The 25102-nt window shown below is 45.7% G+C and carries 28 protein-coding genes and 1 tRNA gene; 13 read left to right on the top strand and 16 right to left on the bottom strand.

Features of this window, described 5'->3' with window-relative positions; translation table 11 throughout:
- Positions 1 to 188: 188 nt before the first annotated feature.
- The 7 genes from CMO31_06045 to CMO31_06015 all read right to left on the bottom strand — a co-directional run bounded on the left by CMO31_06045 (position 189) and on the right by CMO31_06015 (position 4877).
- Positions 189 to 407: a hypothetical protein gene (locus tag CMO31_06045; protein ID MAZ53559.1), complete on the bottom strand. Its 219-nt coding sequence runs from the start codon at positions 405 to 407 to the stop codon at positions 189 to 191.
- Positions 408 to 436: 29 nt separating this feature from the next.
- Complete coding sequence (locus CMO31_06040; protein MAZ53558.1) at positions 437 to 808, bottom strand: hypothetical protein; 372 nt, start codon at positions 806 to 808, stop codon at positions 437 to 439.
- Between the two features lie 253 nt (positions 809 to 1061).
- Positions 1062 to 1721 carry a peptidase S16 gene (locus CMO31_06035; protein ID MAZ53557.1) on the bottom strand — a complete coding sequence of 220 codons (660 nt, stop codon included), beginning with the start codon at positions 1719 to 1721 and terminating at the stop codon, positions 1062 to 1064.
- Positions 1722 to 1863: 142 nt separating this feature from the next.
- A tRNA-Asp gene (locus tag CMO31_06030) sits at positions 1864 to 1939 on the bottom strand.
- Positions 1940 to 1993: 54 nt separating this feature from the next.
- A complete protein-coding gene (locus tag CMO31_06025; GenBank protein MAZ53556.1) occupies positions 1994 to 2875 on the bottom strand; it encodes a 4-hydroxybenzoate octaprenyltransferase in 882 nt (293 codons plus the stop codon).
- Between the two features lie 59 nt (positions 2876 to 2934).
- The gene (locus CMO31_06020; protein MAZ53555.1) at positions 2935 to 4329 is read right to left on the bottom strand and encodes a Fe-S oxidoreductase; all 1395 of its coding nucleotides are present in this window, start codon (positions 4327 to 4329) and stop codon (positions 2935 to 2937) included.
- A gap of 74 nt (positions 4330 to 4403) precedes the next feature.
- Positions 4404 to 4877: a hypothetical protein gene (locus CMO31_06015; GenBank protein ID MAZ53554.1), complete on the bottom strand. Its 474-nt coding sequence runs from the start codon at positions 4875 to 4877 to the stop codon at positions 4404 to 4406.
- A gap of 156 nt (positions 4878 to 5033) precedes the next feature.
- On the opposite strand from CMO31_06015, the gene CMO31_06010 reads away from it, so the two are divergent.
- On the top strand, positions 5034 to 5732 hold the full coding sequence (locus tag CMO31_06010; protein ID MAZ53553.1) for a hypothetical protein: 699 nt from the start codon (positions 5034 to 5036) through the stop codon (positions 5730 to 5732).
- Positions 5733 to 5874: 142 nt separating this feature from the next.
- Here CMO31_06010 and CMO31_06005 read toward each other — a convergent pair whose 3' ends face one another.
- From CMO31_06005 to CMO31_05995, 3 genes are all read right to left on the bottom strand, one after another.
- Positions 5875 to 6870 (bottom strand): peptidase M23, encoded by a 996-nt coding sequence (locus CMO31_06005; protein ID MAZ53552.1) that lies wholly within the window; start codon positions 6868 to 6870, stop codon positions 5875 to 5877.
- Between the two features lie 547 nt (positions 6871 to 7417).
- Complete coding sequence (locus CMO31_06000) at positions 7418 to 8479, bottom strand: hypothetical protein (GenBank protein ID MAZ53551.1); 1062 nt, start codon at positions 8477 to 8479, stop codon at positions 7418 to 7420.
- Between the two features lie 340 nt (positions 8480 to 8819).
- Positions 8820 to 9915 (bottom strand): peptide chain release factor 2 gene (locus CMO31_05995; GenBank protein ID MAZ53550.1). Its coding sequence is split into 2 segments (ribosomal slippage): positions 8820 to 9866 and positions 9868 to 9915, totalling 1095 coding nucleotides; the frame shifts between segments, so codons are not numbered across the junction.
- 205 nt (positions 9916 to 10120) lie between these two features.
- Here CMO31_05995 and CMO31_05990 point away from each other — a divergent pair.
- Genes CMO31_05990 through der form a run of 5 tightly spaced genes read left to right on the top strand, consistent with a single transcriptional unit; the run spans position 10121 to position 14708 of the window.
- Entirely contained in the window at positions 10121 to 10858 is a 738-nt protein-coding gene (locus CMO31_05990; GenBank protein MAZ53549.1) for a TIGR00159 family protein, read from the top strand.
- Complete coding sequence (locus CMO31_05985; GenBank protein ID MAZ53548.1) at positions 10855 to 11784, top strand: hypothetical protein; 930 nt, start codon at positions 10855 to 10857, stop codon at positions 11782 to 11784. Before CMO31_05990 ends, CMO31_05985 begins: the two co-directional genes overlap by 4 nt.
- Positions 11785 to 11822: 38 nt before the next feature.
- Positions 11823 to 12452, top strand: a complete 630-nt coding sequence (locus CMO31_05980) for a peptide deformylase (protein MAZ53547.1) — start codon at positions 11823 to 11825, stop codon at positions 12450 to 12452.
- Positions 12453 to 12463: 11 nt separating this feature from the next.
- Positions 12464 to 13396 (top strand): methionyl-tRNA formyltransferase, encoded by a 933-nt coding sequence (locus tag CMO31_05975; protein ID MAZ53546.1) that lies wholly within the window; start codon positions 12464 to 12466, stop codon positions 13394 to 13396.
- The gene (gene der / locus CMO31_05970; GenBank protein MAZ53545.1) at positions 13389 to 14708 is read left to right on the top strand and encodes a ribosome biogenesis GTPase Der; all 1320 of its coding nucleotides are present in this window, start codon (positions 13389 to 13391) and stop codon (positions 14706 to 14708) included. The genes CMO31_05975 and der overlap by 8 nt, the downstream gene beginning before the upstream one ends.
- On the opposite strand, the gene CMO31_05965 is transcribed toward der, so the two are convergent.
- Positions 14698 to 15381: a hypothetical protein gene (locus tag CMO31_05965; GenBank protein MAZ53544.1), complete on the bottom strand. Its 684-nt coding sequence runs from the start codon at positions 15379 to 15381 to the stop codon at positions 14698 to 14700. The two genes, der and CMO31_05965, sit on opposite strands and share 11 nt — an antisense overlap.
- 341 nt (positions 15382 to 15722) lie before the next feature.
- On the opposite strand from CMO31_05965, the gene CMO31_05960 reads away from it, so the two are divergent.
- The 4 genes from CMO31_05960 (at position 15723) to CMO31_05945 (ending at position 19358) form a co-directional block, all read left to right on the top strand.
- A complete protein-coding gene (locus tag CMO31_05960) occupies positions 15723 to 16856 on the top strand; it encodes a 1-deoxy-D-xylulose-5-phosphate reductoisomerase (protein ID MAZ53543.1) in 1134 nt (377 codons plus the stop codon).
- 120 nt (positions 16857 to 16976) lie between these two features.
- Positions 16977 to 18062 (top strand): hypothetical protein, encoded by a 1086-nt coding sequence (locus CMO31_05955; protein MAZ53542.1) that lies wholly within the window; start codon positions 16977 to 16979, stop codon positions 18060 to 18062.
- A 52-nt stretch (positions 18063 to 18114) separates the two neighbouring features.
- Positions 18115 to 18738, top strand: coding sequence for a glycosyl transferase family 2 (locus CMO31_05950; protein ID MAZ53541.1), 624 nt, complete (start codon positions 18115 to 18117; stop codon positions 18736 to 18738).
- A complete protein-coding gene (locus CMO31_05945) occupies positions 18735 to 19358 on the top strand; it encodes a hydrolase (GenBank protein ID MAZ53540.1) in 624 nt (207 codons plus the stop codon). Before CMO31_05950 ends, CMO31_05945 begins: the two co-directional genes overlap by 4 nt.
- A 24-nt stretch (positions 19359 to 19382) precedes the next feature.
- Here the strand turns inward: CMO31_05945 and hisD are convergent, their stop codons facing one another.
- From hisD to CMO31_05925, 4 genes are all read right to left on the bottom strand, one after another.
- Complete coding sequence (gene hisD, locus CMO31_05940; protein MAZ53539.1) at positions 19383 to 20660, bottom strand: histidinol dehydrogenase; 1278 nt, start codon at positions 20658 to 20660, stop codon at positions 19383 to 19385.
- Between the two features lie 184 nt (positions 20661 to 20844).
- Positions 20845 to 21195, bottom strand: a complete 351-nt coding sequence (locus CMO31_05935) for a 50S ribosomal protein L20 (protein ID MAZ53538.1) — start codon at positions 21193 to 21195, stop codon at positions 20845 to 20847.
- A gap of 11 nt (positions 21196 to 21206) precedes the next feature.
- On the bottom strand, positions 21207 to 21404 hold the full coding sequence (locus CMO31_05930) for a 50S ribosomal protein L35 (GenBank protein ID MAZ53537.1): 198 nt from the start codon (positions 21402 to 21404) through the stop codon (positions 21207 to 21209).
- Positions 21405 to 21449: 45 nt separating this feature from the next.
- Complete coding sequence (locus CMO31_05925) at positions 21450 to 22004, bottom strand: translation initiation factor IF-3 (GenBank protein ID MAZ53536.1); 555 nt, start codon at positions 22002 to 22004, stop codon at positions 21450 to 21452.
- Positions 22005 to 22148: 144 nt separating this feature from the next.
- On the opposite strand from CMO31_05925, the gene CMO31_05920 reads away from it, so the two are divergent.
- The 3 genes from CMO31_05920 (at position 22149) to CMO31_05910 (ending at position 24024) form a co-directional block, all read left to right on the top strand.
- Positions 22149 to 22568 (top strand): CoA-binding protein, encoded by a 420-nt coding sequence (locus CMO31_05920; protein ID MAZ53535.1) that lies wholly within the window; start codon positions 22149 to 22151, stop codon positions 22566 to 22568.
- Between the two features lie 4 nt (positions 22569 to 22572).
- Positions 22573 to 23409, top strand: a complete 837-nt coding sequence (locus tag CMO31_05915; GenBank protein MAZ53534.1) for a 1,4-dihydroxy-6-naphthoate synthase — start codon at positions 22573 to 22575, stop codon at positions 23407 to 23409.
- Between the two features lie 66 nt (positions 23410 to 23475).
- Positions 23476 to 24024: a hypothetical protein gene (locus CMO31_05910; GenBank protein MAZ53533.1), complete on the top strand. Its 549-nt coding sequence runs from the start codon at positions 23476 to 23478 to the stop codon at positions 24022 to 24024.
- A 75-nt stretch (positions 24025 to 24099) separates the two neighbouring features.
- Here CMO31_05910 and CMO31_05905 read toward each other — a convergent pair whose 3' ends face one another.
- Positions 24100 to 24876 carry a tRNA uridine 5-carboxymethylaminomethyl modification protein GidA gene (locus tag CMO31_05905; GenBank protein MAZ53532.1) on the bottom strand — a complete coding sequence of 259 codons (777 nt, stop codon included), beginning with the start codon at positions 24874 to 24876 and terminating at the stop codon, positions 24100 to 24102.
- Positions 24877 to 25102: the final 226 nt, after the last annotated feature.

Here is a 25102-nt window from a genome sequence, read left to right as displayed (position 1 = left end):
GACTGGCGTCTTAGTAATCTCACGAAGCGAAGAGGTTGCATAAGAGCCTTTACGAAGCCTGAATTGAACAAAAAGATATTTTCCATGACGCTCAATTCTAAAGTCACTATGTACACCGCGGCTGAATCGACGGTCTCCTAGTCTGTTTAAAAGTTCGACCAGGTCACTCCCATTTCCTGAAGAACCTGTTATTCTACGAGACTTTCTTGTCCTTTGGATATATGTACCTTTCGACCATAGAGCGGTAAAGGTCCACTGATCTCTAACTTTTTAGGGCAGTCATTCATCTCTATATTGTCTACTAGAAACGTATCGCCCGTATTATGCTTCCGAGCCCAGTCTCCCACCACAACCTGATCAAACAGGCCCTCAAAGAAACATCTTTCTAAAACCCTGTTGAAATGCATACTCTTTAAAGCTCCAAGAAAGAACCGCTTTAACTTCTGTCCGCCAAGTACATTTTCTCCCCTAGCCGACCTGAAACGGCTATAGCATTTCGGCCGCAACGCCTGAACCTTTGTGGCCCGAAATAGTTTGGGGACCCGCGACTGTTGATAGCTTCCAAAACAGATCTACCAGAGAATCTATCCGAAGAAGAAATGTCCCGAATCTTTATCTTGAATTCATTACCCCGTAAATGACCTATAGCTATTTTTTGAGACGCCGAAAGCACCTCGACCCCCGGCACATCTGCGAGTAGACGTACTGCTCCAGCTTTACGATTCGGGATGCTTAGCCACTGCTTAATAATTGCCCACTTGTCTTTCAACCCTGCAACCCCGATTTCCCTTTCGCAAAGACCACCAATAGACCAAGGCTCTGGCTAGATCACGCTTTATTAATCCCTTCTTCCGAACATAGAAAAAGAGATGGGCACCGGACCCCTTAGGTTCATACAAGGGCACCTCAATCATAGCATTTTCTTCTAGTTTTTCACGAAGATTTGCCCCACTACTCTCAATATCGGGTGTTCCTAACGGTAATTCAGCCTAATTGAACGCCACTCCTTTAAGCAATATTAGAAACACTAGTCATTTCTGGAAAGCGATATCCTAGTTGATTCATTCCAAAGCACCACGTGTTTTACGGTTTTGATTTTCAATTCGCTCCTGCATGAACTGCCTAGCCAAATAAAAGCGTCTTTCAAGAGTTTCTGCTTCAAGCAACACTTGTCCCGACTGACTAGGTAATTGGAGATTCGCACATATGAATGACGCCTGATGAAACAAATCGCTTGGTAGTGCCCTTTCGATTTGTTTTGTTGCATCTTTAGAGAAGAACGAAGCTGCATAAAGGCGGAACGTGTCTAGAGCGTCCCAAGCCGCAATCTGTTCTTCATTAGGATCACTCCTCTTTATTGGCGCAGGCAGGTCGGAAATATGAAAAAGGCTTCTTTCCACGCCGTCCCGATCCTGAATTCCTTCCTCGCAGGCAACTTCTAGACGACACCGTTCACGACCATGGCTAAGGATATGATACGTCCCGTCAGGATTTTCATCGACAGAAAGAATAGTCATAAAGGTTCCCATTCCCCACATAGTTGGAGAGCCATCTGACACCGGACTCGATGACCTGTCAAGCGCTATGGCAAACCGTGGGTCATCTTCTTCCATACAAAGCCTCACAAGCTTTTTGTAACGCTCCTCAAACACATATAACGGAATAGTCATCCCGGGAAACACAACCGTATCAGGTAACAGAAAGAGCGGGAGGCTACTCATAAGATAAGGTTACCAAGAACAAGCACTACTGCGTTGATTTAACAGCATCGACTCGAACTAAGTGAACACATAATTTGATTGGCCTAAAAGAGGCTACTTTGGTTGTAGAGGGATCCCACTGTGAATATGGAATCCCTCTTTCTGGCGGAACCGACGGGATTCGAACCCGCGACCTTCTGCGTGACAGGCAGATATGCTAACCGCTACACTACGGCTCCTCAACTCAACAAAAGTCTATTGGCACAGAGATTAAGGTGTCAATAGGATAGCTATCAAACCAGTAATTCCATCAAAATGCCCACAAGAACAATAGCGCTAATTGCTAGGTTCATTCCAAATGAACTCACAACTGCCTTAGTTCCACCGCGCCGCACCACAATATGAGAATAGATTAATACCAAACCTATCGCAACAAGACTAAACGTGTATGGAATGCCAAAACCATATATTGGAATTGCTAAACATAAACCCCCAAGAGCGCAACTGTGCGCTAAAGCAGCTATAAAAAGGGCCTTCTTGGTGCCGAACCGAGCAGGAATACTGTGAATACCTTCAAAAATATCGAATTCTTTATCAAGCAACGAGTAAATAATATCGAAGCCAGCTACCCAGAATCCAACTCCAATCCAAAGGACAATGGCAATCCCAGAAAACGAACCCGTAACCGCTATCCATCCTGCTGGAGCCGCGGCGCCGATTGTCAGCCCGAGCCAGAAATGGCACAACCAGGTCCATCTCTTAGTCAAGGGGTAAAAGGCGAGGAAAAAAATAGCTATAGGGAGCAAAGCCAAAGTCAATTCATTTAGCGACCAGGCCGACACCGTCAGCAAAGTAAACCCTAAGCCCGTAACAATAATGCCGTCAGTTTTGGTTAGAAGCCCAGAAGGAATTGCTCGAGCTGCTGTCCGTGGATTCTTCCCATCAATCTGAGCGTCTAAAACCCGGTTAAGAGCCATGCTGGCTGTCCGGGCACCGACCATAGCAAGGCTAATCCAAAAAAATTTGGTCCATCCCGGCCACCCAGAAGCTGCTAGCAGCATCCCTCCATAGGCAAAAGGAAGGGCAAACAATGTATGTTCGATCTTCAGGAAGTTTAAATAGGTCCCCAAATTCCTTTGCCGAACCCCGTTGCCCACAGGTTTGGACGATACCATAGAGAATAGGTATGACTTCAAATCACCGACCAAATTTTTCTATTTTTCATAACGATATATCAATGTTGGCGTGAGGCCTCTTTAAGGGCATGAGTAGAGAAACCGAAACTAGGCCGAGTTGAAGTAGTTGCGCCATATAATATCTGCTGACCAAGTTTACCCAACGTATTCTCTCCCAAGGCAACCTCCATACCTAATTCTTTTCTTAGGTAGTCGAGGTTTATTTCGTCAAGCAACGTCTCAGTTCCATAACGCACTATGTTTGGTGATAGTAGCAAAAGGTCTGCTTCCTCAGGCTCAATCTGTTCAAGGATATCTCGACCTGCAAGAAGACCAGCGACTGTTGTCATGGCACCAAACGTTCTATTTTCCAAACATCTGATTTCAAGATCCAACCCCTCAACAAGCTTCAAGGGCTCTATGGCTTCTGAAAGTATCGGATAAAAAAGCTGCCCAGTTACAAGCATAACGCGACGCGGTCCCTTATAAATACCTGTTGGTTTTGTTAAGGGTTCGTCCAAAAAATCACGAACCATGCCTACTCCATTCTCTAGCATTGGAAAACCCTCGTATGCGTAAGTCGGAGGTACTCGCAGGCCAGATACAAGATAAAATTCGTCACTCAAATATACAAAGCGTGAATCACGTTTAGCTTTCATCAGTTTCTGAAATCGTTCCACCCGTTTAACGACATCCTGAGCTTCTTGGATCGCATAGGTCTGAATTTCCGGAAGATTAATCCTATGTTCAGTAAGACCTACAGGCACAAGTGCTACTGCTAACACATTTGATCTGCTGGCCAAATATTCAAGTGATTCTTCAAGTTCAGCACCATCGTTCCTACCAGGTACCAAAACAATTTGGGTATATAGGTCAATCTCTTGAAGCCGCTCAATCATTTCTGCGATACGAAGGGATTTGGGATCCTTTACTTTTCCTGCTAAAGGCTTCATCATTTTGTCACGAAGACCTGCATTAGTCGTATGAACCGACACGTACAATGGACTAAGCCTTTCATCCAAAATGCGACACACATCTTGTTCAGTAAGGTTGGTTAACGTAACAAAAGAACCGTAAAGAAAGCTAGTCCGGAAATCATCATCCATCAAATACAGACTTTTCCGAAATCCTTTAGGCATTTGATGGACATAGCAGAATTCACATTGATTAGCGCATAAATTAATACCATCAAATATGACATCTTCAAATTCTAGGCCAGGGTCCTCCCAAGATACAGAAAAGCTAATTACCTTACCGTATTGATCCCCAAGCTTCAGCTGAGCTGCCCCGGTCGAGAGTTCGCGTCTGTATGCAAGAATATCCGGGATAGCTAAGCCATTAACCGAAAGCAACGACCAGCCCGCTGATATGCCTGCTCTCGCAGCAGCCGATCCTGACTCGACCGATTTCACGACGCCTCTAGGAGGTACGGATAAATGGTCTTCTTTAGGCATCAAGGCTGCAGTTTAGCAAAATTAATTAGGAGTCAAGCTCACTCGGGTTGCATTAATCTGGGCTGCTTAGGCAGCTATACCAACTGATCTTCGTCAATAGGCTCAGAATCCCTGACCACAGAAACCACAAACCCATGAATAGGCGGAAAAGTTTCTACAGAAACATTTGATCCTTCGGCAACTCCGTTAGGTATCCCTTTTTCCGGACCGAAAACCAAGGGAAACCCGATGTCGACGACCATAATATCGTTAGAAATAGCTAAAACTTCGCCAGTACCCTTTAGGTGGCTAATTGTTTTAACCTCAAACTCGCGCGCCCCGGTCGATTGCCAAGCATGAATGACCCCTGTGGCGTTAATAATTACTTCAACTTCCCCACTGGTTAAGGCATAGGGTCCAGTTCTATCCAAAAGATGGAGAATAGAATTAGTAACTTGACATTCCAGAAGGGGGCTCCCCTCAACCTTAGGAAACAACCGGACTCGCGTAGAGAACGATTTCCAAGTTTGGATAAAACCATCGACAGAATCCTCAAACACGTTGCGCATTCTACACTGCCCAGCGTGACAGTTACCCAATTGCGAGATGCACAAGGCCCCCGTGTTAAGCTATACCTCGTGAAAAAAAGGATCCGACTATGACAAAATCCCCGTCGAAGCGAAGTCAGACGGGGATTTGCATGTGAATCGGTCAGAGAGTTGGCCATGCTCGAACAACTAGACGAAGTCCAAAATCTCGATCTAAAACTTGACGCTCTGCAGGAAGAAGTGGGGCAGGTCCCCCCAGACCTGATTTCTACTCGCCAACAAAAGATCAACCTAAATAAACTTCTCGAAACACGTCTTGGGGAACAAGCTGAATTGCGCAAAGAGTTGAATAGAAATGAATTAGAATTATCTAGCCTTGAATCCCGCCGTCGACAGGCAAGCGAAGGCGCGCTAAGAGCTGGATCGTCTAAAGAAGCCTCCCAGTTCCAAAACCAGGAACTTCAATTCGCTACCAGGATTCAAGAGCTAGAAGAGGATACCCTCCCTCTAATGGAAAGCGTTGAACAGGTTTCAGAAGTAGTCAGCTCGCTAGAGCAAGAATTAGACGAATTGGAGCCACACCTTCAATCCCTTACACAAGAAGAGCAAGTCAGAATAGACTCGCTGGATCAGAGCCTCAACTTGGTTCAGGACGAGAGAAATTCCCTAGCCGATATAATCGACCCCAAACTCCTTAGGCAATATGATCAAGTAAGGCGTGCACGCCGAGGCTTGGGCCTGGTTACCATTCAAAATAACAAAACTTGTGGCGGTTGTACGATGCAGCTACCGATACATGTAGTTCAAAAAGCTCGAGCCAGCAAAACGGTTACTAGGTGCCCAAGTTGCGGAAGAATCCTTTGGAATAAAACCTAGGCGGGGTTAGTCATAGCACCGAGATTCTTGTGATTCCCAACAAACGCGATAACTAACTAGAGCCTTAGATTCGTTAGGCCTGTTTAACAGGACCAGAAAGTTCCCTCGTGTGGAAAACCGGGGGTTCGAGGGATATCAAAATCTAACGAAGCTGAGTAAGCGGATCCACAGGACGACCTCGTTGATGCAATTCAAAGTGTAAGTGAGGCCCAGTAGAAATACCAGTTGACCCAATTGCTCCAATAATCTGCCCTTGATTAACATACTGACCGACGTCTACATGAATTTGGCTGTGATGGGCATACCAGGTTTCTTCCTGTCCACCGTGGCGAATTTTAGTAAGTAGGCCGTAACCGCTGCCGGACCAGCCTGCAAAAATGACCGTCCCACTCCTAGATGCGTGAATACCAGTGCCATAAGGTGCCGCAACATCAAGCCCACGATGGAACCCTGACGTACCCATACCGAGACTCCGTCGACCAAAGTAGGAAGTAATACGCCCATGAACTGGCCAGCGATACCGCTGCTCTTCCTCTCTAACCTGAGCGAGTCTTTCCAGAGCACGAGTCGGTTCCACATCTGGAAGGTAGATCATCATTCCCGGCTGCAAATCGTTTGGACCAGTTATTCCATTAATTCGAGCTAGCGCAACAGGATTTATCCGATACTGCCCCAGAATATCAATCAGGGTTTCGCCAGGTTGTATCGTTACCAATAAACCCTCTGCGCCAACCGGTGGGATCAGTAACTCCACTCCCACGGGAAGCAAATCAAGAGAAGAAAGATCTGGATTGGCACCCACCAAAGCATCTAAACTAATCCCAAATTTCTCTACTACCTCAGTCAATGTCTCACCTGACATTAAGGTGTGTTGTCGAAAGCTAGGGGGAGGAGTCGGAGCTGTATCTGCCTGACCTCCTTGATAACGCGTGTAAGGAAGCCTTAATATCTGGCCTGGTTGTAACACAGTCCTTACCAAATCGTTATACTGCATCAATACATCAATGCTAATATTGTACTTTTCAGCAATTCCCCCGATTGTGTCCCCTGGCTGCACTACACGAACCACATAACCACTACCGGCACAAATACCCGAAGAGGCTAATATCGCAATGAGTAAAAACCGTCTAATGTTCATTCCTTAAATAATCGTAATACAAGTTCCCACTAACGCCCGAGCAAAGTACCAGGAGTTTGGGTGAGGTAGATGAGGGATCCCTAGAAACTGTAAACCCCCAATTGTACTAGAACAGCTCTAACTCCAGCCAGGAAAGTAAGCACCTAGGAGCCCTAGAAATAGCTACCCGAGCTTTCTTATTAAAGCTCCCATGATTTTTTTCACCTACTGAGACTACTACCAAAATTTCTGTTACATACTGATTTTTACTTGGCCGCTTTAACTTTAAGGGTCGATTACAGTCAACGAATATTAAAATTCTGTTGGAAGGTTTAACTAACTGTAATTATGCCATTTGTGCAACATTAATCATCTCTTGACCCTACAAGATTCTCTAAATCGCAATAAGCTATCTCCAGTAGAATTCACCTCCTAAACAAGGTTATTGGCTTAGGATCCAATGTTCCGTCATACTAAACTCCCCGGCTGTTGATGAATCAACCTATGCATATCTCCTAACCTAAGGGCGCTTACCGTTTTGAATCCGAAACTGCTGCCACCTGGCTAATCAAAATCGTTTCTGCCTTGTGGATATTTCAAATGGAATCTCAACCCGCCTTACACGGGAATCACCAACATTACCTTCACTCCCGGAAGGAAAGTCATGACGCAATACTGCAAGCCCAATCAAACCAATTATCGGGTGTTCAACGACATGCCCAAGCCAACCTACTGACCGACCTTGATTTTCAACCCTATATTCACCGGAACACGGAGGTTTCTCAAGAATTACCCCGGCTAATCCCCGATTAACGCGAGCACGAGCATCGACACGAGCCATAATCTCCTGGCCTAGGTAACAACCCTTGTTAAAAGAAACTGCTTTAGTTAAATCAATCTCTTGAGGAAGGGCGCCATTTCTAGCTTCGGTCGCTACTGAAGGAATTCCTGCTTCAACACGGGCTATTTGAATTGCATCGACACCCCCGAGAGAAACATGCTCCATAAATTTTCCTGACAGTAGAGCTTCACAATCGGAAATTTTACAATGCACATCAAAGCCTCGCGATGCAGTACGAGCCCTCTCGTAAATCAATACCTCTATTCCATCAATACACCCCTCATATGAATATCCTTGGTTAGGCAAGGCTCCCATTCCCTCAAGGATTATGGTGGCGCCTTTGCCTTGGAGGGAAAACGTACACATTTTGCTTTGTAAATTATGGACAGTAACCTGATCGAAAACTATATGATTATTGAATCCTAGTTCGACAAGTACGCCACCGGGATTTTCAACAGCAATAAATATATCTGTCTCATGCTTTAGCACACTCATTTCAGCTTGTACGTGACCTCGGTGATCAAGCAACAGAGACTGATTTACCCCCCCTATGTTCAGCTCCTTAACGACATTCGAAACCTGCCCATTGACAAAATCGATCCTATCTGCCCCCCGAATGGCTAGCGGAGCCGAACTAATCAGTGGAATCAACAATGCACTATTCTTAGACTGAAGAGTTTTATATTCCTCAAACGCGTCGCCGAATGTGACGACCTCTGTTCCTTGAATATAAGCACCCAGCCCGATCAACAATTGCCGGAGTCCCGTTGGCCCCTTTACGGCTTCCATGATTAGCTCCTTTAGCCGTTACTCTTACCTTCGCCTACACAATACCCGTACAGACGATTAACAGACTAATTCTGGAGGCTAGTTAAATGCATACGCCAGTACCTTATCTCACCCGAAGCTTACTACTCAGGGTTTTCTCCCAATATGGTTAGCCCATACTCTTTCTATACACGTTAGTTGATTCCACAGTTATTTAGCAATTACAAAACCCAAATTTTGGAGATACCCAGGAACTGTATGGGATAACATTATAACCATTAGGCTAAAGCATTAAGTCTAACAAATCCGTTTGTAATTCTAATTGTTTTTTGCTTTTAAATCAGCTAAACCCAAGTAACTATCATGAGTTTCTATCACCTAATTGCCACTCGAGGCCAGCCCAAATCAAGCCTTCGATATCACCATCAAGAACTTCATCTGGATCATGGCTCATCTCACCTGACCGGTGATCTTTTATGTACTGCTTATCTAGAACGTAACTCCGTATCTGGGATCCCCATTCTATCGCTTTTTGCTCACCCCGAGCCTTCAACTGCTCATCGAGGCGACGTTGTTCTTCCCTCTCCCACAATCGGCTCCGAAGAACAGTCATGGCTTTCTCTCGATTCTTGATTTGTGATTTCCCGTCCTGGCAGGTCACGACAATTTCATCTTGGGTCCCACCCCGAAAAACCAAACGCACAGCTGAATCTGTTGTGTTTACAGACTGACCACCAGGCCCGCTTGATCTAAAGACGTCAACACGAACGTCTTTAGGGTCAATATCGATCTCAATTTCATCAGCAATTTCTGGCACCACATCCACCGAAGCAAAACTCGTATGCCTTCTGTTCTGGGAATCAAAAGGACTAACTCGAACTAGCCTATGTACACCGCCCTCAACTCGGAGTAGGCCGAATGCTCTTTCCCCGCGAACAATAAACTGCGCGTGATCAATTCCTTTAGGAGCATCACTATTGGACGCAAGATCAAGAAGTTCAAACACAAAACCATTTCGTTCTGCAAATCTCCGATACATACGCAGCAACATTCCAGCCCAATCGGATGACTCGGTCCCACCAGCTCCCGGCTTAATGGTCAAGATAGCCGGCCGCTCATCATTTGGCCCAGAAAAGAGTGTTTCTCGGAATAGGGTTGATAAAACACCTTCAATCCTGTCTTGCTCGGCACCGAGTTCTTCGTTCTCCTTTTGATCTTCCGAAGAGATTTCCAAATATTCTTGAAGATCTTCAATATCATTTTTTAGGGAAGAAAATTCATTAATAACCTTACGTAACCTAGTAGCTTCTTGCGTGACAATGCGTGCGCGCTCTGGAGAATTCCAAAGCTCGGGATCGTTCAATATTGGTTCGAGCTGTTCTAAGCGAAGCTGCTTACTAGATAGATCAAAGATACCCCCGAAGAGCATCTAGCCGCTCAATAATTTCTAACACCACTTCACCTCACAGCGAAGCCTACCAAACTTCAGAACATATCGTTGGCCCATAGATTGCAATAGCTTGCCGAGATCTAACGTAAACCAAGTTAAATCGAAACTCAACGGAGCCTATGATATATTGGGGTATACTTGTATGCTTCTAAGACTACTTTTTTTGACACTCTTACAGAAGCGATCTGATTTTCCATGGAGGCGGTTTGAAGGTGCTTCAACCCTTCCGTCCAGTATTTGACTTACTCGATATTGCCATCATTGCGATACTGCTTTACCAGGGATACAAGCTACTCATTGGCACAAGGGCCTGGAACGTTTTCCGCGGGCTTGCAGCTGTCACTTTGTTGTGGTTGTTGGCTACGCAATTCCAATTAGACGCAACAAAATGGATTTTTGACCGTGTTGCTCCGGTTGCGTTTATAGCACTAATAGTAGTTTTTCAACCGGAACTAAGAGCGGCTTTGGAACGGGTAGGGCGAGGCCGTTTTGGTAGGCCCGTGGGCGAAAAGCCTGTCCAGGAAATAATGTCTGCTGTACGGGAACTTGCAACGCAACAGAACGGTGCCCTCATCGCCATAGAACAGGGAACTCCCCTCAGAGAATATAGTCTTAGCGGAACAATATTAGATGCTCCCGTCACCTCAGCCCTCCTGCAAACCATATTTGCTTCTAAAGGCCCTTTGCACGATGGTGGAGTAATAATACAAGGAAAACAACTTTTGGCAGCGGGAGCAATATTCCCGTTATCGGATTACCAGGAGGCCTGGACAATCACCCACGGAACTCGCCATCGAGCAGCGTTAGGTCTTTCTGAAATAACTGACGCATTGGTAATAGTCATAAGCGAAGAACAAGGTACGGTTAGTCTTGCCCAAGAAGGCCGACTTCGACCTGGGGTACCCCCATCAGAAGTCTTAGAGGCTCTACGCAAGGTTTATCAAGAATGATTGAAGTAACAAAACAAACGGTTTTTACATTCATTCTTCGTATAGTAGAGCACTGGCCAGTCAAAGTCGCAGCAATAATCGCAGCGGTCATGTTGTGGTTGTTCGTGTCGACAGCCAGTGTTGCAGTAACGCAAAGAAGCCTTCTTATCCCCATCCATATAGAAGGCCTGGACGCTAATGAAGTGGCAAGTGGAATTCCAAATTACGTAGAGGTAACGATCTCAGGTCCTAATAACCGGGTCAACAGACTGAATCCCGAAAGCCTCTATGCCTTCATACAACTACCAGACTCGCCTGGCTCCTTCGAAGATCCGATTGAGGTGTCTGTGCCAAACAAAATTGACCTCATTTCAGTGACTCCGTCCGAAGTAATTGGTGCTGTAGAAGTAGTGTCCACAAAACTCGTACCAGTTACTGTAGTCTTTCAGGGAGAAATACCTCGAGGCCGTTCATTCGAAACGTCTATTGACCCAGATAAAGTCTTAGTGCGCGGTCGGGCTAATACTCTTGACTTAGTAACCCAGGTCACGGCACCGATAAGTCCAATAGCAGGTATCTATGATTTGGCGATCTTTGCTTCCGATGTCAATGGTTTACCTATCTCTGCAATAGAAATCCTGCCCGAAACAATTGCAGTTAGTGTCAAAATTGCACCTATAACAACTACCAGAACGGTCCCATTAATCGTAAGGACACCAAAGATACCAGGATCGATAGTCACTATAATTTCCGAACGCCATTTGATAGAGCTTTTGGGACCAGAGGACCTTCTTGCTGACTTAAATGCGGTCCCAGGCGTAGTAGAATTGCCTACCCTTAACCCTCTACCAGGCGATTATACTTTGCCGGTTTTCGTAACCCTCCCTGAGGGTCTTAGGGAAAATTTCATTTCAAGTGCCCGAGTTCGTATTCAGCCTCAACCCTAGGTTCTTGCGAATCATTACCAAATGACAGGAGGAACTGTGTGATACATCCCATACGCTATTATGGCGATCCTATTCTTCGCCGAGTGGCGAAACCTATCACCTCGTTCGATGACAATCTGGCAAAACTTGTTGACGATATGGTTGAGACTGTATATGACGCAAACGGCATTGGCCTTGCGGCACCTCAAATCGGTGTATCAGTAAGACTGTTTTTGGCGCTCGAAACCACACCTTTAGAAGAAGATGAGCGTAACTATTCCGAAACTACGGCTAAAGAGGAAAAACGTGAATTGTGGGGTGTTCAGGCTGAACATATCCTTGTAAACCCCGAAATAATTGAACATTCAGGAACTCAGGTTGGGCCAGATGGGTGCCTGAGTGTCCCAGGCCTCTTCTACGAAACAATGGAACGATGGGACACTATCACTGTTAATTACCAGAAGATTGATGGGACGCCCACCACCATGAAAGCTTCTGGTCGCCTGGCTCATATCATCCAGCATGAGACCGACCACCTTAACGGGATCCTGTTCTTTGACAGATTATCTGCGAGCCAGCGGGCAAAATTCAAAGATGAATACAGATCTGAATTAGCGGAAATGCAACGTCATTCAAAGCTTTTCATCAAGTCTCTAACTTCCACTGACGGCAAATCACACTGGTATTAGGAGCAATAGTGATGACCGACTTACGGATTGCCTTCTTCGGGTCTCCTGCCTTTGCTCTCCCTTCATTGGAAATAATTAATCAGGAACACCATCTTGCTTTGGTAATTTCCCAACCTGACAAACCTGCTGGTCGCGGGCTATCGAAGCGGCCGCCACCGGTAGCAATTTGGGCATCTCGTAACGAAATTCCCTTGTTGCAGCCAAAAACTTTAAAAACTAATTCGGTATTTCGAGACAAATTTATACAGGCCAACTGCGATGTAGCAGTAACGGTTGCTTACGGCAAAATCTTGCCAGAAAATCTATTACAAATACCCCCATACGGCTTCCTAAATGCTCATGCAAGTTTATTGCCTAGTTACCGTGGAGCGGCACCAATTCAGTGGGCTCTGATAAATGGAGACACTGAAACGGGAATTTCAATCATGAGTACAGAAATCGGCCTTGATACTGGACCCGTTCGTCTTACTAGGAGCTTACCAATAGGACCTGATTCGACATCTACAGACTTATTTAGGCAGTTATCAGAACTCTCAGCCAAAACGCTGACAGAGGCCTTGACTCGCCTAGATAAAGGTAACCTTCCAACCTATACTCAAGATCACGACCGAGCTACATTTGCCCCTCTTCTAACCCGCGATGATGGGAGGATTTACTGGGACCGTGCAGCACGAGAGATCTATAACCGGTATCGTGGTGTTCATAGTTGGCCAGGAAGCTGGTGCCTATTTCTGGGTAGGAGGTTAAAGATCCAACGCATGAGTGTTATCGATAGGGATGGTCCTCCTGGGAAGGTATTAGCAATAACTAAGTCCGGAGTAATCATTAGTACGGGTTCAGGGGCCATTTGTCTTGAGCAAGTAAAGCCTGAAGGAAAGGCTACTATGTCGGCAATGGATTGGTGTAACGGCTATGGCGTTCAGGAGGGAGCATTTTTTGCTTAGGGTAGCTATAGTCGGTAGACCTAACGTTGGGAAATCTACTCTTTTTAATCGCTTAATTGGTAGCCGAGAAGCTATTGTTTCAGATCGCCCCGGCGTGACAAGGGACGTAAAAGAAGGTGTAGTAACGACGGACCTGGGAAACTCATTTATTCTATTCGACACAGGCGGGGTGTGGTCAGGCGATCGATGGGAAACCCCAATTCGCGAACGAATAGAAGCGGCATTTGTCAACATTGACCTAATACTATATTGTGTTGACGGTAGGACCGGAATGGTACCACTAGACCACGAAATAGCTTCCTGGCTCCGCACTAAATCATTACCAGTGATCCTTGTCGCGACTAAGCTTGATGACCCTAAACACGAAGAAACTATAGAAATGTACGAACTGCATGGCCTAGGATTTGGTGAACCTTGGCCTACCGGAGCAGAACATGCACGAGGAGTTTTGGAGTTAGCCGACGCAATTGTAGATAAATTTCCTAAAGTCGAACCGATTCCTGAAGAGGAACCAGTTCGACTTGCAATCATAGGTAGGCCGAACGTCGGAAAATCTAGCCTATTAAACGCGTTAGTAGGCCACGAAAGAGTCATCGTTGCAGATGCGCCTGGAACGACTCGGGATTCTGTCGATGTTCAGTTTCATTTTGGCGGGAGATCCTTTCTCCTAATAGACACTGCAGGAATCAGACGCAAGCCAACAGAACGACTTGAACATTATAGTAAACTCAGGTCAGAACAGGCTATAGCCAACTCTGACGTGGCACTCTTAGTGATTGACCCGTTTGAACTTGGCGATCACGAACTTCGACTTGCAAACTTTGCTTATGAAACAGGGAAACCCGTTGTCCTAGCTATCAATAAGTGGGATTTAGTCAAAAATGAAGTGCTGAAGGAAACACGTCGTTCGGTTAACGACATATTGCTACATATAGCCTTTGCTCCAAGAGTTTTTACAAGCGCAGAAACAGCCTTCGGTTTACACGAGCTTCTTGCCACATCGGTCCGTGTCTACAACTCAACAAGGCGTCGCATCCCAACAAGCGAACTAAACCGTTGGGTAGAAGCATGGGTTCAAAGGCAAGCGCCGCCAAATTTTCGTGGACGCCCTTTAAAGCTCTTTTATACGACTCAGGCTGATATAGCTCCGCCAACGTTTATCTTCAGCATAAATAATGCCAGTTACGTTACTCGAGCTTACGAACAATATTTACGAAACAGGATTAGAGAAGACTTAGATTTTTCCGAAGTGCCAGTGCGACTCGTCTTTAAAACCCGGGGTCGGAATGGCACCAAACGAATTAGGTTGTAGCTATTTCTACTGTGAGAGAAACTCGGATGTTCCCTTTGCGCGTTTCGCCGAGAACCTCATTAATCGTGAATCGCCCCAAGCCCTCTGCAAAGACTTCATCACCCGGTACTAATAATCCAGATTTCTTAGTAGCTGACCCATTGACGGTCACGTTAGAAGCATCTATGCCTTTCTTAAAAAACGCCCGAGACACTTTAAACGCCTTAGCCCCTAAAGCATCAACTCTTAAGGAAGGTACGATAACTGTATAAAGGTAAGAACTTTCTTCGCCAAGAACATGCAGAGGGACTTCAGTCCCTTTTCCCAGCTCATTATTCTCCAAACCACCTACAGTCATTTCAGGTAAGTTAGAGTGCAAGGTTACTGCAAACATTCCCTTTGTTCCAGGAATTATATCGCCTACACTTCCCAGATTTATACGCCACTTTTTAAACAAGGCGGTTAAGGTGACTGCATCCTTTACGCTTTCGAAAAACACCGCAGTGAGCTTAGTGGAAGCTTCAGGAATATTAGAAGGGAAAGCCGTTAAAACCGTTCTAACTGCTCCAGGATATCCGCCGGAGCGAGTATAGTTAATTTTTGCCTTACGCAACTTAGCTCCTAGAGTATCCCCTTCCCGCGGATCCAAAAAATCCGTGTGTGCAACCCGCCCTCCATATGCGGCTTTTATCAACGACGACGGTTCCCCTACTGAAATCACCAAACTCTTTCACGCTCAAATGGGACTGACGCTACCCAATTAAGTGCCTTAACCTTACCAAATCTATTTGACAGGGTTTACTTCCTACCCTGATTTTTATTAGGAAAACCCTAGACGCTATTTCCCAAACCTTTGTAATAAATAACCAAAGTGCGATCCAGTAAATCGATCACAAAACTTGTGCTTTCGTTCATTCTTAGGGTGCCGCTCAAACAACATTTAGTTCTCTTATGACTCAACCATTAAACTAGTCCCCTCTCCTTCAACCATCGTATCCAGTCCATCCTAGGCCTAAAAATGAGACAATACACCTTGTGAAAACTTTAAGCATCCTTGGTTCTACAGGGTCTATCGGCCGGCAATCGTTAGAGGTAGCAGCGTGGCGAGGCTATAACATCGTAGGGCTTAGTGGCGGCCTTAATGCCGATGAATTGATAGGCCAGGCGAACCGCTGGCGCCCTAATTTAGTCTCATGCCAACCTGAGGCTGAAAGCGCCATTCGGCCTCACCTTCCTCCCGGAACAAATCTACTAACAGGGGATGAGGGAACCGAAGCAGTGGCTTTATTGGAGGCAGATACAGTTATATCAGCTATTCCTGGTTATGCCGGCTTGAAACCTACCCGTTTAGCTCTCGAACAGGGACGTCACGTAGCCTTAGCAAATAAAGAGGCAATGGTCGTGGCTGGCCCTTTAATGCAGAATACGGTCCTCGCTTCGGGAGCGACTATCACCCCCATTGACTCGGAACATTCTGCCCTTTACCAGTGCCTTGTGGGGGAGGATCCTGCCTATATTGAGGCCCTTATATTAACTGCTTCTGGAGGCCCTTTCCTTCGACAACCTCAAGATCTTAAGACTGTAACAGTAGAACAAGCACTGCGCCACCCTAATTGGTCAATGGGGCCAAAAGTAACTATCGATTCTGCAACTCTATTTAACAAAGGCCTCGAAATACTTGAAGCTCATTTCCTTTTTAACATTCCACTTTGTGCGATCGAAGTTGTTATCCATCCGGAATCTCTAGTCCATGGCCTAGTTAGATTTACTGACGGTAGTACTAAAGCACAGGTAGGCCCACATGACATGCGCCTTCCTATTCAGTTGGCTATCGAATACCCGAATCGCCCTAGTGTTCCGTTACCACCGTTTCACCTACAAGGCACATGGAGTTTTATGGCCCCAGATCGGGATCGCTTCCCAAGTTTAGACCTCGCTTACCAGGCTGGTGAACTAGGGAGCGTAGCCCCGGCCTATATCAATGCCGCTGACGAGGTAGCAGTAAAGGCTTTTCTTGCTGGAAAAATTTCTTTCCCGGATATCCCAAAAATCTTAGCTGCAGTCTTGAGTGAAACTCCATCTGTTGATCTATCCTGGGACAATCTAAATCAAGCTAACGAAGAAGCGTCATTTCTTGCAACAAGCATCGCGGAAAACATTGCCCGGTAGTATTTACATACCCCCCCAAGTACACTTGTGCAGCAAATCGTCCCTTATCGGTAGGGTAATTTTCATAAACAAACCTTTTTGGTTACCTTTCTGGCATAATAAAGTAGTGAGCGACGATTCGTGTTAACCACAGTAATATTTCTTCTAATTCTTCTGAGTGCAGTTACTATCCATGAGCTTGCTCACTATATAAACGCTAAGAGCGTTGGCTTACCCGTACGAACATTTAGTGTTGGAGTAGGACCAGTGTTGTTACGACGGATCTGGCACAACACTGAGTGGCGCCTTTCGCTATTCCCCATCGGGGGATACGTTGACCTCCCAGGAATGGCGCCTACATCAGATGATCAAGGTAAGCTGCAACATCCGACCAATGGGATGGCAATAAAATCACTACCAGAAAAATTATGGGTTCTATCGGGAGGGGTGATCGCCAATTTTTTCCTTGGCGTCATTCTCATTTGTATCGTTATAATAATTTCCCCTAGTTATCGCCAAATTACTGCGAACGTTATTCCGTTTGAAACGGGAGCCCTAATTAGTAGTGTCTTGCCGGAATCAGCTGCTGATTCATTCGGACTAAAACCCCTAGACACAATTATAAGTATCAATAACATCTCTAACCCAAACCGTGACATTGTTGTACGTGAAATACAGAATTCGAATAAACTAGATTTCCTTCTGTTACGAGAAGGCGCTACGGTCAACTTATCTTTACCATGGCCACCAAACGATTCTAGAGCCACGCCAGTGCTTGGAGTGCACTTAGCACCGTTAACTATAGAGCATACGAGAATAGGGACATTTGAAGCGATAGGAGAAGCCTTTTGGTTCAGCGTAAAGCTCCTACCTAAGATGGTGCACGGTTTCGCAAAAGGTCTCGCCACCACCCTAACTGGCAAACGAAGTGACGAGATAGCTGGTCCAGTAGGAATAATATCCCTTGTTAATCAGGCAGCACAAATCGGCTTAGCACCGGTCTTGTTTCTAGCTGCAGTGATAAACCTGTCTCTGGCAATATTTAACCTTTTCCCAATCCCAGGACTCGACGGTGGCCGGATGTTGCTTGCCACCGTGACATCGCTTCGAGGTAAACCATTTCGGCCTGGACAAGAAGAGACGATCCATTTTTTCGGGGTATTTGCTGTCCTTGCACTTATAGTACTAATTACCTTAAACGAGATTAGTGGCCTCTTTAACCCCTGATACAGTGCCTTTACTCACCCCACGACACGCTGATCTCACAGGTACTTGCGGCATTTTAATCCCGGCTTTTAACGAGGAAAAAACAATTGCGTCTGTTGTACAAGCTGCTATAGCTTCCGATTTAGGCCCAGTCTTGGTAATAGACGATGGATCTACCGACAAAACCGTGGAAAACGCACTACAAAACGGTTCCGTTGTCCTCTCCTTAAGCAAAAATAGTGGTAAAGGCAGAGCAATAGTAACTGGTGCTACTTCAATGCAGACCGATTATATTCTTATGATTGACGCCGACCTCCTTGGCTTAAATGAAAAACACCTACAGGATCTTGCAATTCCAGTCCTAACCAAAGCAACCAATATGACACGCGGCTACTTCCGTGGCGGTCGTTGGCAAACCACCGCCGCACAGATCATTTCTCCCCAATTAAGTGGCCAGCGAATGCTAAGTCGGGAACGCCTCCTAAAGATCCCTGGATTAGCAAATTCTGGTTATGGGATTGAAACTGCCATAACAGCGGCTGCCCGAAAAGAAAATTGGAGTATTGTGGAGGTCCCTCTAACGGGGGTATCACAAGTCCTAAAAGAAGAAAAAAGAGGACTAATTAGAGGCCTTCATGCACGAATTCGCATGTACTGGGAAATATTTATTTCCTTGGTTAAAGGTTTTGGTTCATGAATTTTTCCTTCGAAACAATAGAAGTAGGCCCTTTAAAAACCAATGCATATCTAATAGAAGCCGATAATGCCAAGGTTCTCATCGATCCTGGTGGCAACTTTAATGACATTGCTAATGCCATAGATAAGACCGGAGGGGGACTAGAGGCTGTTTGGTTAACCCATGCTCACTTCGATCACGTCTCGGCTTTACATCAAATTGTCGCACAATATTCGGTACCGTTCTATATGCATCCAGACGCTAGCTACTTCTTAGAACACGCTACAGGCATGGCTAAAGCTTTTGGTTTCTCGATAAATGAACCGCCAACAAACTTTATCCCATTAAAAGATAGGCAGCTACTAGCTGTCGGTACTCATCAATGCCTATGCCTAGCGACACCTGGGCACGCCCCTGGGCATATAGCTTTTTGGTTTAAGAATGAAAAATTAGTTTTCTCTGGCGACACACTTTTCAGCGGTTCCATTGGCCGCACTGATTTACCTTTCGGTGACCTGGACCTGTTACGCCACAGCATTGAGTCTCGCCTGATGGGCTTAGAAGAAACCACCACTGTCCTCCCAGGTCACGGTCCACCCACAACAATAGCTATAGAGAAAGCAACCAATCCTTTTCTTTGACATTACGAGAACCAACTAGTCGAATTAATTCTCAGCCAAACGGGACTCAATAGCCTTAGCATGCGCCTCGAGCCCTTCAGCCCTTGCCATTCGAGCCGCCGAGGGACCTAATAATTCTACGATTTCTGGACTTAGTTCCACTACAGGCATTACCTTCTGGAAATCCCGGAGGTTAACAAAACTTGCGAATCTAGCTGTGGCGGCAGTCGGCATAACGTGACTAGGTCCAGCATTGTAATCACCTATGGCCTCGGGACTATTGGTACCCAGGAAAACACCCCCAGCATTTTTAACAAAATCCAAAAGCTCCCAGGGTTCTCTAGTAAGAAGGCACAAATGTTCCGGGGCATAAAGGTTAGCTACCTCGATACCCTCATAAAGATCATCTACCAAAATCATAACGGCCCTTTCCTCAAGAGACGAAATTGCGTTGGATGCGGTAGGCAAATTCTCGGTTGCAGAAAGAAGCTTAGTCTGGACATCATCAATCAAACGCTCACTGGTAGTGACTAACAGGGGCTGCGCTCCTATATGTTCTGCTTGTGCAACCAAATCTGAGGTCACATGTATCGGGTCGGCATGTTCATCAGCAAGAATCAAAGTTTCAGTTGGTCCAGGTAACGCCTCTATCCCTACATCCCCAAAAACAAGTCGTTTAGCAATCACTACGAACTTGTTTCCAGGACCAACTATTTTATCTACTCGGGGAACCGACTCGGTACCGTAGGCAAGAGCCGCAATGGCCTGAGCTCCACCAATCCTGAAAAGGCTAGTAATACCGAGATGATGCGCTGCGCATAAGATCGGATCAGGAACCTCTCCATTGGGTCCTGGTGGGGTAGTTATTACAAGATCGCTCACGCCTGCCACTTTGGCTGGTATGGCTAACATTAATAGAGAACTAAACAGAGGGGCTGAGCCACCGGGTACGTAAATACCTACTTTAGCAAGAGGCCTAATGACCTGCCCCAGAAGCGCACCTTTTTCGCGTAACCAAAACCCTTTAGTGGGTTGTTTTTGATAGTACCTTTCTATTCTTCCTGCTGCTTCAGCAATTGCTGTTTTTAGTTGAGGATCAGTCCGCGCGGCACCACGAGCGATTTCTTCAATAGGAACCTGGGTTTTTTCCACATCAACCCCATCAAATACCTTGGTAAGTTCCCGGATTTGTTGATCACCCTCGCGCCTAACTTGTTCAATGATTTTTGTAACAGCTGCAACTGAAGCTCTGTCAAAAACCAGGTCTCCCCTCCTGCTTTTAAACAGTTCTTCAGCAGCGGCTAGACCACGCAAAATTTTCATAGGTTAATCATACTTGTATCAGGCTACCTACATTGATGCCCAAATCCTTTGGTTCGGATAGGCCCCATTCTTTGGTGAGATATTTCCCACCATTTTTACTTTGACTCAATCAGAAACCCCGCAAAGCTAAAATTTATTTGGCTGTCAGAAAAGGTAGCCCTGAGACCACCTGGCCCCCTAATCCTTATGAGGTTTTTACTGTTTGGGTTAGGCTACGAAAAGCTTCAGGTTCACGAACTGCTAGATCAGCCAAAACTTTACGATTTATCTCAACTCCTAGCTTTCGGAGTCCAAACATCAAGCTAGAATAGGTAGTCCCCTCTTTCCGAGCAGCGGCATTAATTCTCGAAATCCAGAGTCTCCTAAAATCATTCTTGCGATTTCGTCTATCTCGGTATTGATAATCTGCAGCATTAAGCAAGGTTTGATGAGCTGTCTTATAGTTTTTGGACCGCCTGCCCCAAAAACCCTTGGCTTGTTTAAGGGTCTTTTTGTGACGAGCCCTACGAACTGTTCCAGTCTTAGCTCTTGGCATAACAGATACTCCTACTCGTAAGGCAACAACGCTTTGAGGCGTTTCGCTTCAGAATCTGCAATGACGAGGCCGTTCCGACCTTGTCTAATACGTTTGCCTGATTTCTTGAAGTTCAGGTGTCGCTTCCCCGACTTCATCGCCTTTACTTTACCTCGCCCTGTGATTTTCACACGGGCTTTGGTGCCCTTATGGGTCTTTAATTTCGGCATCAGCTCATTCTCCTCATGTCGACAGTACCACTTTTATCGCTAAATTTATTCCGAAGCCGGCTCTTTATCCGGGGATACCCGTCCCGTAACAGACCGGAGAGTCATGGTCATATCCATACCAGCAAGAGTTGGCGGTGAATCTATAGCAGCTATTTCACCCACGTCATGCGAGACTCTATTGAGAATTTCTTTACCAAGCTCTGGATGAGTGCGCTCTCTTCCTCTGAACATTATTACTACCTTTACCTTGTGACCACTTTTCAAAAATCTCTTGATATGGTTAACCTTGGTTGTGTAATCGTGCTCCTCTATCTTAATTCGGAACTTGATTGATTTCATCTCTTGGTTCTTGGCGCGCTTACGAGCCTCCTTGGCCTGTTGCTGTATTTCGTATCTATACTTACCGTAGTCCATCATGCGAGCCACTGGGGGCTGGGAGTTCTCCCCAACTAACACTAGATCCAAACCCTCTTCTCGAGCCCGACTAAGCGCGTCTTTAGTATCGAGAATACCTTGTTGTTGTCCACCAGAATCAATAAACCTTACCTGGCGAGCACGAATCTGATCATTGACTTTCATCTCTCTCGATATAAACTCCACCTCCAGTTTTGATGGTACTAGCCGTGCGCCTAAACGCCGACTTAAAAAGTCACGGCGAGTAAGTGTAGCAGAAAAAGAGATCCCGTTCAACGGAGATCGAGTCAAGTAGTTTAATCTGCATAACGTGTATGGTGGTTTAATTAGATGGTGGACCTCACCGACAGTTATCTTAGAAAAATATTTGACCAGATGAACCGCATTGCAATTCTCGGTGCTAGCCTAAATTCTCTAAGGGCAGGATACTACGTGAGCACATACCTTCATCAGGTAAGATTTTCTATTTTTCCAGTAAATCCTACCTATCTTGGCAAAAGCCTTGAGAACCGCCCTTTCGTCGCTTCCCTTTCCGAAATTGATGAACCCCTGGACACTATCAATATCTTTCGAGCCAGCCATCTTCTACTCGCACATCTTCCCGAAATTCTAGCCCTAAAGCCTCTTCCTCGTTTAGCTTGGTTCCAGCCCGGCTCACACGATCCTAAAGTCACCTGCGAACTTTATAACGCAGGCATAACAGTGATTCAACAACGATGTATATTTACAGAACATAACCGCTTAAATTAGCCTTATGAAATCTTCAAATACACTCTCACTCGGCTTCTCGCCCTGCCCTAACGACACCCTAATTTTTTATGGCCTAGCCCACAAGTACGTTGGTGCTGAAATTAATTGGAATCTCCATATTGATGACATTCAGTCTCTAAACTCCCTAGCAATAACTAACACGATCGACGTTGCAAAAATAAGCTACAACGCCTTCGGCCATGTTGCATCGAAATACGTCATGCTAGGAGCTGGAGGAGCCCTAGGGCGAGGGGTCGGCCCCTTGGTAGTTTCACGCGAACCGCTCTCTGACTTAGAGGGAAAAACAGTTGCGATACCTGGCTCCTTAACAACGGCACATTTACTACTCCGCCTTTCGCAACCAGACACCATAAAAATGGTTCCGGTTCGTTACGACATGATTATGCCTTCCGTTTCTTCTGGTGAGGTGGATGCTGGCCTAATCATCCATGAAAGTCGGTTTACATACGAAGACTTAGGTCTCTACAAATACATTGACTTGGGAGCATGGTGGGAAGAAAGCACGGGCCTTCCAATCCCTTTAGGGGGGATTGCTGCTAAGAGGGAACTAGGTTGGCAACGCTTGCTCAGAATCGAAGAAATCATCCGAGAAAGCCTAGAGTTTGGTCAGCAGCACCTATCAGAAGCTAATTCCTACATTGCAGAGCACGCTCAGGAAATGAGTGCCGAAGTGCGACAACAACATATTGACCTCTACGTGAATGATTTCAGCATTGATCTTGGACCCTCGGGTAGGGCTGCCTGCCGTGCCTTACTAGAATTGTCGGCCGAACGGAATCTAATTCCAAAGGTCCCTCAGGATTTATTTTTAACGGCTTAAACTAAAATTATTCTTGCCCCAACTGGGCTGACCAAAGCCAGAACCATGGCGGTGGTATAAACTGTTATGCTTCAAGTCCTGGTAACCGCTTGGGACGCAACGACCCAACCGGCGGTACTGTTTAACCAACATGTTGCTAGACGATCAACATTAACTAAAACCCTTATTGTTTCTGTTATTTCTAGCACCTTAGGTGTTACTTTTTTTGCTGTAGCTATCAATAACTTGTTCACCTCGGGACCAATTACTGTATTTTCAGCCCTTGCCATCCCCCTTGGCCTAGTCTATTTGATTTTAATTTGGCTGATTGGCGGTTTCATAATTATGAACACCGCTTATATTGGTCTTGTTGCTTGGGAAATTGTTGCTTTGGCATGGATCCCAATTGGATTCATAGCTTTGTTATTTTCGCCGCTGGCATGGCTCATGCCGGCACCGGGTATTTTGTTTTTCGGGATTGCATTATCAATTTGGCACCTGGTCATTATCCACGGAGCAATAAAAACCCTATCGCCTACGAAGACCCGCCCTACATTTTTGTTGTATCTGGGGACGGTATTTTTTTTACCGACCTCGCTTTTTGCGTTATTCATTACGCTATTTAACGCTTCCTAAGCCCCCAACTAACCAGTACCAAACTAAGTCAAACCTCAAAAAAGGTAGAACCCCCCCTAAATCGCTTAGGAGGACTCAACCCTCTTCGTTCATCGCGGAAGCTAGCGTTATCCCTAATTTACGTCCCGTATTAGCAGCAATTTCATAAGGAAGTTCGCCATTTACACAAACGCCAGCACTGTATAGGCCTGGGGTCCTTTTAAGGGTGAATCCGTCCTGCCCGAGTTCATGCAGCCCGAACCGTTGAAAAGTTACAGTATAGGGCAGCGCCCCACACTCTTTTGGAAATTCAACGCTAGTGTTCTCAAACGCATATCCGTATTTGATCAAGTTTAAAAAAAGATCATCGTAGGCCATTTCGCTAAGCCTGCCGGCTACCTCAATGACGCTTCCAGAACTCAAACGAGCTTTAAGAAAGCTGCCGACGCAAAGGGCCACTCTTGGCGCAAATCGAACCACTCCTTCCCACGTCACAACACCACCTAGCCTGGTTTCGGTCCATATCAAATCTGTAACGTTGGATTGTAATAGATGAAGGCTCTCTAAACTCTCAAGAATGTATTTAGCCTTGACTCGCAATACGGCGCCATCGGGTTGACTTGCGCCCATGTTCCCGTCCAGCAGACTAGCCATAAGGGTGTCAGGTGCGGGTTTTAATTGTCCGACTCTTGCTCCTAAAGCATAAACCGAGTCCAGGCTTGTCGTAACTAAAAGAGTTTTGATGCCCTTAGAGGCACACACAAAAGCTGCCTCACTTCCAACTATTCCGGCCCCAACAATGATGATCTCATATCCGCTAGTACTAATCCCCAGACCTCTATCTACTTTCAAGTGATACCCCCCAGATGCCATAAATGGTTGCTTAAGCCTCGTGTTTGCAGAAACGATCTATCTCCTTTTCCAAGGATTTAACGAAACCAAAACCATGTTGAAGCTAAGTATTTGAAAGATTAATGAGCGCCTAACGTCAATCACGAATTGTCAGACTTTGTAAAGCGAATTGTGCCCGTCCTGATTGGCATCTCTTTCCAATCTTATGCTGCATGAAGCTACCAGCCTGAAGTTACGATAGATCTTG

The sequence above is a fragment of the Trueperaceae bacterium genome (assembly GCA_002707365.1).
Lineage (GTDB): Bacteria > Deinococcota > Deinococci > Deinococcales > Trueperaceae > UBA6957.
This window is presented reverse-complemented; position numbering and strand designations above follow the sequence as displayed.

Excerpts from the sequence above, each read along its gene's own strand:
- CMO31_06045 (MAZ53559.1), bottom strand. The coding sequence starts at position 407 with ATGCATTTCAACAGGGTTTTAGAAAGATGTTTCTTTGAGGGCCTGTTT.
- CMO31_06035 (MAZ53557.1), bottom strand. The coding sequence starts at position 1,721 with ATGAGTAGCCTCCCGCTCTTTCTGTTACCTGATACGGTTGTGTTTCCC.
- CMO31_06025 (MAZ53556.1), bottom strand. The coding sequence starts at position 2,875 with ATGGTATCGTCCAAACCTGTGGGCAACGGGGTTCGGCAAAGGAATTTG.
- CMO31_06020 (MAZ53555.1), bottom strand. The coding sequence starts at position 4,329 with ATGCCTAAAGAAGACCATTTATCCGTACCTCCTAGAGGCGTCGTGAAA.
- CMO31_06015 (MAZ53554.1), bottom strand. The coding sequence starts at position 4,877 with ATGCGCAACGTGTTTGAGGATTCTGTCGATGGTTTTATCCAAACTTGG.
- CMO31_06010 (MAZ53553.1), top strand. The coding sequence starts at position 5,034 with ATGCTCGAACAACTAGACGAAGTCCAAAATCTCGATCTAAAACTTGAC.
- CMO31_06005 (MAZ53552.1), bottom strand. The coding sequence starts at position 6,870 with ATGAACATTAGACGGTTTTTACTCATTGCGATATTAGCCTCTTCGGGT.
- CMO31_06000 (MAZ53551.1), bottom strand. The coding sequence starts at position 8,479 with ATGGAAGCCGTAAAGGGGCCAACGGGACTCCGGCAATTGTTGATCGGG.
- CMO31_05985 (MAZ53548.1), top strand. The coding sequence starts at position 10,855 with ATGATTGAAGTAACAAAACAAACGGTTTTTACATTCATTCTTCGTATA.
- CMO31_05975 (MAZ53546.1), top strand. The coding sequence starts at position 12,464 with ATGACCGACTTACGGATTGCCTTCTTCGGGTCTCCTGCCTTTGCTCTC.
- CMO31_05945 (MAZ53540.1), top strand. The coding sequence starts at position 18,735 with ATGAATTTTTCCTTCGAAACAATAGAAGTAGGCCCTTTAAAAACCAAT.
- hisD (MAZ53539.1), bottom strand. The coding sequence starts at position 20,660 with ATGAAAATTTTGCGTGGTCTAGCCGCTGCTGAAGAACTGTTTAAAAGC.
- CMO31_05935 (MAZ53538.1), bottom strand. The coding sequence starts at position 21,195 with ATGCCAAGAGCTAAGACTGGAACAGTTCGTAGGGCTCGTCACAAAAAG.
- CMO31_05930 (MAZ53537.1), bottom strand. The coding sequence starts at position 21,404 with ATGCCGAAATTAAAGACCCATAAGGGCACCAAAGCCCGTGTGAAAATC.
- CMO31_05920 (MAZ53535.1), top strand. The coding sequence starts at position 22,149 with ATGGTGGACCTCACCGACAGTTATCTTAGAAAAATATTTGACCAGATG.
- CMO31_05915 (MAZ53534.1), top strand. The coding sequence starts at position 22,573 with ATGAAATCTTCAAATACACTCTCACTCGGCTTCTCGCCCTGCCCTAAC.
- CMO31_05910 (MAZ53533.1), top strand. The coding sequence starts at position 23,476 with ATGCTTCAAGTCCTGGTAACCGCTTGGGACGCAACGACCCAACCGGCG.
- CMO31_05905 (MAZ53532.1), bottom strand. The coding sequence starts at position 24,876 with ATGGCATCTGGGGGGTATCACTTGAAAGTAGATAGAGGTCTGGGGATT.